The sequence below is a fragment of the Brevundimonas sp. genome (genome assembly GCF_050729455.1).
Taxonomy (GTDB): Bacteria; Pseudomonadota; Alphaproteobacteria; order Caulobacterales; family Caulobacteraceae; genus Brevundimonas.
The window spans coordinates 21,244-30,444 of record NZ_JBOHLI010000043.1; the positions used below are offsets into that span (position 1 = coordinate 21,244).

9 protein-coding genes are annotated in these 9,201 nt (G+C 67.5%); all 9 read right to left on the reverse strand.

What is annotated here, in order from left to right; all coding sequences use genetic code 11:
- Positions 1-210 precede the first annotated feature (210 nt).
- Positions 211-2,856 carry an alanine--tRNA ligase gene (gene alaS, locus ACREEF_RS11460; RefSeq protein WP_431565709.1) on the reverse strand — a complete coding sequence of 882 codons (2,646 nt, stop codon included), beginning with the start codon at positions 2,854-2,856 and terminating at the stop codon, positions 211-213.
- A 132-nt stretch (positions 2,857-2,988) separates the two neighbouring features.
- A complete protein-coding gene (rraA, locus tag ACREEF_RS11465; RefSeq protein WP_431565710.1) occupies positions 2,989-3,471 on the reverse strand; it encodes a ribonuclease E activity regulator RraA in 483 nt (160 codons plus the stop codon).
- Positions 3,472-3,828: 357 nt separating this feature from the next.
- Complete coding sequence (recA, locus tag ACREEF_RS11470; protein ID WP_431565711.1) at positions 3,829-4,908, reverse strand: recombinase RecA; 1,080 nt, start codon at positions 4,906-4,908, stop codon at positions 3,829-3,831.
- 336 nt (positions 4,909-5,244) lie between these two features.
- A complete protein-coding gene (locus tag ACREEF_RS11475) occupies positions 5,245-5,901 on the reverse strand; it encodes a phage tail protein (protein WP_431565712.1) in 657 nt (218 codons plus the stop codon).
- Between the two features lie 3 nt (positions 5,902-5,904).
- Positions 5,905-6,501, reverse strand: a complete 597-nt coding sequence (locus ACREEF_RS11480) for a YmfQ family protein (RefSeq protein WP_431565713.1) — start codon at positions 6,499-6,501, stop codon at positions 5,905-5,907.
- Entirely contained in the window at positions 6,501-7,556 is a 1,056-nt protein-coding gene (locus ACREEF_RS11485; protein ID WP_431565714.1) for a baseplate J/gp47 family protein, read from the reverse strand. Before ACREEF_RS11485 ends, ACREEF_RS11480 begins: the two co-directional genes overlap by 1 nt.
- Positions 7,553-8,011, reverse strand: a complete 459-nt coding sequence (locus tag ACREEF_RS11490; protein WP_431565715.1) for a phage GP46 family protein — start codon at positions 8,009-8,011, stop codon at positions 7,553-7,555. Before ACREEF_RS11490 ends, ACREEF_RS11485 begins: the two co-directional genes overlap by 4 nt.
- Positions 8,008-8,568 (reverse strand): phage baseplate assembly protein V, encoded by a 561-nt coding sequence (locus ACREEF_RS11495; protein WP_431565716.1) that lies wholly within the window; start codon positions 8,566-8,568, stop codon positions 8,008-8,010. The genes ACREEF_RS11490 and ACREEF_RS11495 overlap by 4 nt, the downstream gene beginning before the upstream one ends.
- Positions 8,565-9,201: phage baseplate assembly protein (locus tag ACREEF_RS11500; protein WP_431565717.1), on the reverse strand; the 637-nt coding region annotated here is incomplete at its 5' end. The genes ACREEF_RS11500 and ACREEF_RS11495, both read right to left, overlap by 4 nt.

The following is a 9,201-nucleotide window of genomic DNA, read 5'->3' on the forward strand; positions in this document are numbered from 1 at the left end:
GGGGGGAAGGGTCGGGGATGGGGGTGTACGCATCGCGCTCAGGGGCTGTGGCGCACGAGGCGGGGACGCCGCCCGCGCTCGCCTCTCAAGCGTGCTGCCTTCACCCCCACCCAACCCTCCCCCCTCGAGGGGGAGGGCTTTGATCTCAGCCAAAGAAAAAGGGCGGCGCATCCGATGCGCCGCCCTTCGTCATTTCAGCGCCGAGAGGGTCTAGCCCTTCAGCGCAGCCCGGACAGCCTCCAGACCGGCCTCGGCCTTCGACCCGTCCGGGGCGCCGCCCTGGGCGAAGTCGGGCTTGCCGCCGGCGCCCTTGCCGCCCATGGCGATGACGGCGTCGCGGGCCAGGTCGGCGGCGTTCACCTTGCCGGCCATGTCCGGCGTGGCGGCGACCGTGATGGCCGCCTTGCCGTCGGTGACGCCGACCAGGGCGACGACGCCCGAGCCCAGCTGCTTCTTGAAGTCCTCGGCCACGCCGCGCAGGCCCTTGCCATCGACGCCGTCCAGCACGCGGGCGATCAGGGTGACGCCGTTGATGGTTTCCGGGGCCGCATTGGCGCCCGCGCCGCCGCCCAGGGCCAGCTGCTTCTTCAGGTCGGCGACCTGCTTCTCCAGCGCCTTGCGTTCAGCGCTCAGGGCCTCGACCCGCGCCGGAACGTCGGCGGTCTGGATCTTGAAGGTCTGCGCCAGCGAGCGGGCGACATTGGCCTGGGCCAGCAGGAACTGACGCGCGGCCTCGCCGGTCAGGGCCTCGATGCGGCGGACGCCGGCGGCGACGCCGCCTTCCGACACGATCTTGAACAGGGCGATGTCGCCGGTGCGGGCCACGTGGGTGCCGCCGCACAGTTCGACCGAATAGGCGCCGTCGCCGGCCAGGGCGTGGCCCAGGGTCAGGACGCGGACCTCGTCGCCGTACTTCTCGCCGAACAGGGCCACGGCGCCGGCCTCAATGGCGGCTTCGGGGTGCATCAGGGCGGTGGTGGTCGGCAGGTTCTGGCGGATGACCGCGTTCACCTCGTCCTCGAGGCGGGCGATCTCCTCGTCCGTCAGCGGGGCTTTATGACTGAAGTCAAAGCGCATGCGCTCGGCGTCGACCATCTGGCCCTTCTGGGCGACGTGCGGGCCCAGCACGTTCTTCAGCGCGGCGTGCAGCAGGTGGGCGGCCGAGTGGTTGGCGCGGGTGGTCGGACGCGAGCCCGGCTCGACCGTGGCGGTCACCACGGCGCCGACCGTCAGGGCCGCGCCCTGAGCGACCTGGACCGCGTGGACGAACAGGTCGGCGTGCTTCTTGGTGTCCAGCACGCGGCCTTCGCCGTTGGTCCAGACGAAGCCGCCCTTGTCGCCGGCCTGACCGCCGCCTTCGGCGTAGAAGGGGGTCTTGTCGAGGACGACCTCGACCACGTCGCCGGCTTCGGCGGCGTCGACGGCCACGCCGTCCTTGAGGATGGCGACGACCTTGCCTTCGCCGGTTTCGGAGTCATAGCCGGTGAACTCGGTCACGCCGTGCTGGTCGCGCAGGGCCAGCCAGGCGCCGGCCGAAGCCGTCTGGCCCGAGCCGGTCCAGTGTTCGCGCGAGCGGGCGCGCTGTTCTTCCATGGCGGATTCGAAGCCGGCGACATTGACCGAGAAGCCGCGACGGCGGGCTTCGTCCTGCGTCAGGTCCAGCGGGAAGCCGTAGGTGTCGTACAGGGTGAAGGCCGTCTGGCCGTCCAGCATGTCGCCGGCCTTGAAGTCGGTCGTCGCCTGGTCGAACAGGTTCATGCCGCGGCCCAGCGTGGTGCGGAAGCGGATCTCTTCCTGCTTCAGCGTGTCCTCGATGAAGGCCTGGGCGCGGCGCAGCTCGGGATAGGCCTCGCCCATTTCCTCGACCAGGGTCGGCACCAGACGGTGCATCAGCGGATCCGACGAGCCCAGCAGGTGGGCGTGGCGCATGGCGCGGCGCATGATGCGGCGCAGGACATAGCCGCGACCCTCGTTCGACGGGGTCACGCCATCGGCGATCAGGAAGGACGACGAACGCAGGTGGTCGGCGATGACGCGGTGGCTGGGGGCGCGCTCGCCCTCGGCCTTGGTGCTGGTCAGCTCTTCCGAGGCGCCGATCAGGCTCTTGAACAGGTCGACTTCATAGTTGGAGTGGACGCCCTGCAGCACGGCGGCGATGCGCTCCAGACCCATGCCGGTGTCGACGCTGGGCTTGGGAAGGTCGCGAACGATCTTATCGTTCTCCTTCTCGTACTGCATGAAGACGTTGTTCCAGATCTCAACGAAGCGGTCGCCGTCTTCGTCGGGCGACCCCGGAGGGCCGCCGAAGATGTGGTCGCCGTGGTCGTAGAAGATCTCGGTGCACGGACCGCACGGGCCGCTGTCGCCCATGGCCCAGAAGTTGTCGGCGGTGGGGATGCGGATGATCTTCTCGTCGGCGAAGCCGGTGACCTTCTTCCAGATGTCGAAGGCTTCGTCGTCGGTGTGATAGACGGTGACCAGCAGGCGCTTGGGATCAAGGCCGAACTCCTTGGTCAGCAGGCCCCAGGCGCTCTCGATGGCGTGGTCCTTGAAGTAGTCGCCGAACGAGAAATTGCCCAGCATTTCAAAGAAGGTGTGGTGACGCGCGGTGTAACCGACGTTGTCCAGGTCGTTGTGCTTGCCGCCGGCGCGCACGCATTTCTGCGAGCTGGCGGCGCGCTTGTAGGGCGGGGTCGCGGCGCCCGTGAAATAGTCCTTGAACGGCACCATGCCCGCGTTGACGAACAGCAGGGTCGGGTCGTTCTGCGGCACCAGCGGAGCCGACTGCACCTTCTCGTGGCCGTCGGCCGCGAAGTAGTCGAGGAAGGTGGAGCGGATCTGTTTCAGGCTGGTCATGGCGTATCGCTCTAAGGAATTCGGGCGCGCGGGGAGAATATCGGAACGGGCGTCATATAGGGATTTTGCGCCGAGCGCATCACTGGCGCGTGATCGCGTGCGCCGGGGCGCGCTTTTGCCGCCCGGCGGGCTCTAATCGTGCAGGCGGTGCGGCGCGACGATGACCCCGTCCGCGTCGGCGTAGAGCCAGTCGCCGGGGGTGAAGATGACGCCGCCGAAGGCGGTGGGGATGTCGATCTCGCCGATGGCGTCGCGGTCGGCCCGTAGGGGGATGGTTCCGACGGCCTTGATGCCGATCCCCATGCTGTTGATGACGCCGCTGTCTCGGATCGCGCCGTGGACGACGATTCCGGACCAGCCGTTGTCGATGGCCAGCTTGGCCAGATTGTCGCCGACCAGGGCGCGCTTCAGCGACCCGCCGCCGTTGACCACCAGCACTGCGCCGTGGCCGGGCCGCTCCAGCGCCTGACGGACCAGGGCGTTGTCGTCCAGCACGCTCAGGGTGCGGATCGGGCCGTGGAAGGTCGTGACCTGGCCGAAGCTGCGGAACGGGATGTGGCAGACCTTCACCTTGTCGGGATGGGCGTCGCACAGGGCGGCGGTGGCGAGGGTCATGGCGGGCTCCGGTTCTTCGGCGCTGATGTTTGCCCGGCGGGGCGCGGGCAGAACAGCCTGCTAGGGGAAAAAAGCGGCGGAGGTTCCATCGCCCGCTCATCCCGGCGGACGCCGGGACCCAGTGAGAGCGCCAATCCTGGAGCCATCCTTTGAGCGCGGGCCTCGAAGCCAAAGCACTGGATCCCGGCGTCCGCCGGGATGAGCGGGGAGGGGGAGGCTTCACCATGACGCGACATGAACGCCGCCAAAAAAGAGGCCCGCCCGAGGGTCTCGGGCGGGCCGGCTCCGTCCGACCGACCCCGCGGGGTCGGTAGGCGGGTCGCGGGGACGACGGACGGAAGCTGTGTCGGAGGGGGATCAGCCCTCCAGATCTTGACCTTCATCAGGCTCGGGCGCGCCCAGCATGTCGTCGGCGATCTTGGACGTGGACTGGCGCACGGCCTTCTCGATGGCGAGGGCCATGTCCGGGTTGTTCTTCAAGAATTCCTTGGCGTTCTCGCGGCCCTGGCCGATGCGGGTGGAGTCGTAGGAGAACCACGACCCCGCCTTCTCGATCACATTGGCCTTGACCCCCAGGTCGATGATCTCGCCGATCTTGGAGATGCCTTCGCCGTACATGATGTCGAAGATGACCTCGCGGAACGGCGGGGCGACCTTGTTCTTGACCACCTTGACGCGGGTGGTGTTGCCGACGACCTCGTCGCGGTTCTTGATCGCGCCGGTGCGGCGGATGTCGAGGCGGACCGAGGCGTAGAATTTCAGCGCATTGCCGCCCGTCGTCGTTTCCGGCGAGCCGTACATGACGCCGATCTTGTGACGGATCTGGTTGATGAAGAGGACGATGCACTTCGACTTGGAGATCGAGGCCGTCAGCTTGCGCAGGGCCTGAGACATCAGACGGGCCTGCAGGCCGGGCAGGCTGTCGCCCATCTCGCCCTCGATTTCAGCACGCGGGGTCAGGGCGGCGACCGAGTCGACCACCACGATGTCCACGGCGCCCGAGCGCACCAGGGTGTCGACGATCTCCAGCGCCTGTTCACCCGTGTCGGGCTGCGACACCAGCAGATCGTCCAGGTTCACGCCCAGCTTCTGGGCATAGACCGGGTCGAGCGCATGTTCGGCGTCGACGAAGGCGGCTACGCCGCCCTTCTTCTGGACCTCGGCCACGGTGTGCAGGGCCAGGGTCGTCTTGCCCGAGGATTCCGGGCCAAACACCTCGATCACCCGCCCGACCGGCAGGCCGCCGATGCCCAGCGCCATGTCCAGTCCCAGCGAGCCGGTCGAGACGCTCTCGATCTCATTCACCAAGCCGCCCTTGCCGAGCTTCATCACCGAGCCCTTGCCGAAGGCGCGATCGATCTGCGCGATCGCCGCCTCCAGAGCGCGTTGCTTTTCGCCGTCTTCTTTACCCACGAGCTTCAATGCCGCCTGTGCCATTGGTTTTCTCTCCCTTGCCATGATTCCATTCTGGGCTTTGGGAGAGACCCGCCAGGACCCGCTCCCTCTGTGAGACGGACTATGTGCATGGTTTGTTCTGGTTCACAAGATGTTCTCATTTGCACGATGAGAACAAAATGCGATCTACGACCGTTTCTGACGTGACTTGCGCCCGGTCCAGAAGGGCCTGGCTGAAGCGCGACAAAAGCCGTCGGAGTTCGGGACAAGAGTGTTTGGAGCACTTTTCAGCCCCTAGAGCGGGTCGTTGAACGGGGGCTGAGGGGTCTCTAAGAGGCCAATCATGCCCGCCTAAGCGGTGCCTGATAGCGGGCGGGATCAGGTCTTGATGCACCACAGGAAGGCGACATTGACGGGGCGAGTTTCAGCCCCGCCGACCGTGGATGAAGGGTTTTCCCGGTTCGCGTTGTTACCGTCAGCATCGACGGCGGGAATGTCGGTGCTGCCCTGACCGACGCCTGCGTAAACAATGTGTGCGTGGGCCCTGAGTTCGTCGGCCTGCAGACTACCCGGCGCGCGCGGCCCCCCAGGATCGACGGCGGCGGAAATTGACCAAGCTCGATCGAAGCGACCCATGTAATCGGGAACCTTGAACTGGGCGCCATTGCCACCAGCGATCAGCCGACCCTGGGCCTGATAGAAGGCGACCAGATCGGGATAATCCGCGCGAGTGTACTGGCCGCCATCGAGCTTCAGATAGCCCGCCGGGGCATTGGGACCGTCCACGCGGATCACAGTGCCTACGGGCGTCCGGGCGGCCTGCGCAGCTGCGGCGATCATTGCGGCGATGGCCAGCTTCAGCTGGTGAGGGTTGCCCTTTACCAGCTCTATACCGGTGCCCTCGACGACCTCGCACAGGTTCTCCTGCATATCGTTCAGCCAATCGGCTGACATGATGGTGCCCGCCTGACCGACTTGTGGGTTTCCATCTCGCCACTGGCCGTTGTCGTGGCCCTCAGTATCGACGCGATGCATGGCTTAGGCCTCCGGCGGGTTCAGAAAATCAAAGTAGAAGGTCGGCTCGGGGTCAGGCGAGTAGTCGAAGCTGACGACGGTGTGACCCGGCTTCAAGCGGCCGATGACACACGCCAGATCGGCCGAGGCATAGACCGGCACATCGCCGATCGGGCCATAGACCGCCAGCTTCCAGGCGAATGCCCAGGGGCGGCCCATGATCGGGGCGGCGATGGTGAAAGGCAGGCGGGTGGGCCGGAAGGTTTCGACGTCCACGTCGTAGCCCAGCATGGCCGCCAGCCCGACATAGTAGGAGGCTGACTGACCGCCGAGGCTGGCGACCCGTTGGTGCAGGGCTAGGCGGCGGCCGGCCTCTGTCGGCTCGGCCGAGACGCAGCCGTCCGGAAGCCCCCAGGCCTGTTCCCAGTCCGCCAGCATTTCCGTGACGACGCGAGGGTCGGTCTGGACCATGAGGTCGCGGCCGCGCTCATCGGCGCGGGCCAGCTCGGCCGCGACGCCTTCCAGAACGGCCGACAAGGTCGAGTCGGCCTCCCGCGTCCAGGCCACGCCCTGGGGCAGCAAGGCCTTCAGCTGATCGAGATAGTCCGCGACGCCCGCCATCAGTCGTACGCAATCCCGCCCAGAACGGTCAGCTGACCAGGACCGGCCACGACATTGGCGGTCGGCGACGTCAGGACGTGGTCGCGTTCGCCGGCGGCCGTTGAGATGGCCTCACGCAGATGGCTCAGCAGGATGACGCCGCCCGGCTGGGCTTCGCGAAACAGAAGGTCTTCCACCTCGGCCTCGATCGCCGCCTTCACCGCCGCGTCGTTCGGCGTCAGGCCGCTGATCGTCAGGTTCAGCGGGTTCGGCGTCGGCGCGAAAGGAATGACGTCGGCGGTCACCGGGGCGACGGCGTCCAGATGGACCTGCACCGCCGCCACGTCCGCCGGGGTCGGGATCAGATCGGCGCGGCCGTCCATGACGAAAGCGACGCCGACCGTCCCGGCGCCCAGCCAGTTCTTGAAGGGCCAGACGCGTGTGACCTCCGGCACTTCCAGCGCCCAGTTCTTATAGTCGTGGATAGCCCCACCTGCAGGCGCCGCCGCCATGCGGGTGAGCAGACGCGACCGCAGAAGCGTGTCCGATTCCTGATCCGCACCGCCGGTGACGCCGGCTCCCGGAACCACAGCCGTCGCCGCAACGCCTGCGATCGGTGAAACGAAGGTCAGTTTGATCCCGGCCGAGGCCTGGCTCTTGGCGCCAGAGGACTGGGCGGCGACGGCGAGCAAGGCCTCGCCGCCGGCGACGACCTTCGCCTCCTGAACCATATAGGTGACGCCGTCCGCGCGCTGCAGCACAGCCCCGGCCGGAATGACGGCGCCGTTGACGCCGGTCGCCAGCGCCTGGCCGGCTGACAGGGTCGCCGCCTTGCGGGTCAGACCAAAGATGCCGGCCCAGCGTTCCAGATGCTCGGCCTCGGCCGTGTCGGGCAGTATCTGGCGAGCCAGATAGTCCAGGTAGCCGTAGAGGCCATAGATCGCCCCCATGACCACGGTGACGATGGTGCCCAGCACCGAACGACGCAAACGGCTGTCGGCGCCCGGAAGGCGGGCGTTCAGATCGTCCTGACCGCGATGGATCAGCTCCTTGAGCGTTGGCCTCGCGAAACTCATGACGGGGTCAGACCTCTCCAAACGAAATCGAAGCGCTGGCGGGCGGGACCGCCGGGACGGGTAACAAAGACGGCAAGGCCCAGAACCCCCGGCGCCACGACTTCCGCCGTCACGTCCAGGGCGGCGGCGACGCCGTCGCGCAACAGCCAGGCCAGAGCTTCCAGGGCGTATTCGCGGGCGCGGGCCACCACCTGCGGCGTCTGCTTCTCACGCTCCAGCAGCCACAGGCGCGAACCGATCAGATCATCGGCCTCTTCGGCGGCGACATCACCCCACCAACCCCGACGCTCCGCCCCCTCATAGGGCAGCTTGTCGTCAGGCCGGGCGCGGCGATCAGTGAACAGGGAGACCAGAATGGCGCTGCGCAGACCAGTGTCCGTGGCCAGGTCGCCGCCCTTGACCGACACGTCGGCCGAGAAGGTCTCGTCATTCCAGAACAGGGCCAGATCGGTCATGCGGCGCGCACCTTGGTCGTGCTGGCCACCACCTTGTCGGCGACGACGGCGTCGCCGTGGCGACCGATGGGCTTGCCGCCTTCGCCGCCCAGATCGACCTCGCCGTCCAGCACAATGCTCGGCGCCGTGATGGTGGCCTTTTCGGCGGCGGTAATCGCCACCTCGGGGGCTTCAATCTCGACCTTGAGGGACGACACCAGACGAATGCCGTCACGGCCCAGCAGCAGTTGCTGCCCCTGATCGTCATAGACCGCGACCTCGCCGTCCTTCAGGCCCTTCAGGCGATAGCGGCGATCACCGACAGCCACGACCAGGCCGTGCGACCGAAGACCGCCGGGAAACACCAGGGCGGCCTCTGCGCCGGGCAAGGGAACGCTGGTGAAGCCGTAGTCCTGGAACCGCTCAGCGCCCTCGATCAGTTCATCGGACAGGCCGCTGAACTGCATGGCCTGGATGCCGCCCGCGTCGTCCACCAGCTGCAGCACGGCCCGGCTGACCATCATCTGGATTCGGTTGCGCATGGGGGCCGACAGGCGTTCGAACAGGGCGCGGTTCACGACTTGGCCTCGCTCGGTTCCGGACGATAGGCGTCCGGGGGCGCGCAGCTCAGCACCGTCGTGCTGCCGTTGTCCGGGGTCAGGTTGAAGGTGACGTCGGCGATCAGGACTTCGCCGTCGAGACCCAGCCACGGCGCGACGACGGGGACCAGCTGGTTAGCCTGCCAGATCTCGCCGGCCGGATCGCGCCAGCCCTGCACCGTCAGATCAACCGGCGTCCCGGCGGCGGCGCGGGTGCTGGCTTCCCACCCCGCCCTGTCGCGCAGGGACGCCAGCGTCGCCTGTTCCTCGCCGACCACCAGCAGAGGACGATAGCGGCCGACGCCGGCGTCTTGCGCCTCGGCCTTCGGCCCGGCGGCCGAGGCGCCGTTGACGTCGTCATCACCGGCGCTCTGGCCCTTGACCACATACTTGCTGAACCGGTCGCGACCGTCGTCAGAGGCCGAGGCCGACAACAGGGTTTCGCCCTGTCTCAGGGTGAAGGCGGCCCTGCGCTGACCAGGCGTGATGAAGGCGACGCCGCCGGTCGCCGTGGAGATGGCCAGCAGACCCCGGAACCGGGCCAGACGCTCGACCGCCTCCCATACCGTCTCGCCCTGCTGCAGGGCGAAGCTCTTGAAGGCGGCGCCGACG

Coding starts and splice junctions, on each gene's coding strand:
- rraA (WP_431565710.1), bottom strand. CDS start 3,471: ATGACCCTCGCCACCGCCGCCCTGTGCGACGCCCATCCCGACAAGGTG.
- alaS (WP_431565709.1), bottom strand. CDS start 2,856: ATGACCAGCCTGAAACAGATCCGCTCCACCTTCCTCGACTACTTCGCG.
- ACREEF_RS11485 (WP_431565714.1), bottom strand. CDS start 7,556: ATGAGTTTCGCGAGGCCAACGCTCAAGGAGCTGATCCATCGCGGTCAG.
- recA (WP_431565711.1), bottom strand. CDS start 4,908: ATGGCACAGGCGGCATTGAAGCTCGTGGGTAAAGAAGACGGCGAAAAG.
- ACREEF_RS11490 (WP_431565715.1), bottom strand. CDS start 8,011: ATGACCGATCTGGCCCTGTTCTGGAATGACGAGACCTTCTCGGCCGAC.
- ACREEF_RS11475 (WP_431565712.1), bottom strand. CDS start 5,901: ATGCATCGCGTCGATACTGAGGGCCACGACAACGGCCAGTGGCGAGAT.
- ACREEF_RS11480 (WP_431565713.1), bottom strand. CDS start 6,501: ATGGCGGGCGTCGCGGACTATCTCGATCAGCTGAAGGCCTTGCTGCCC.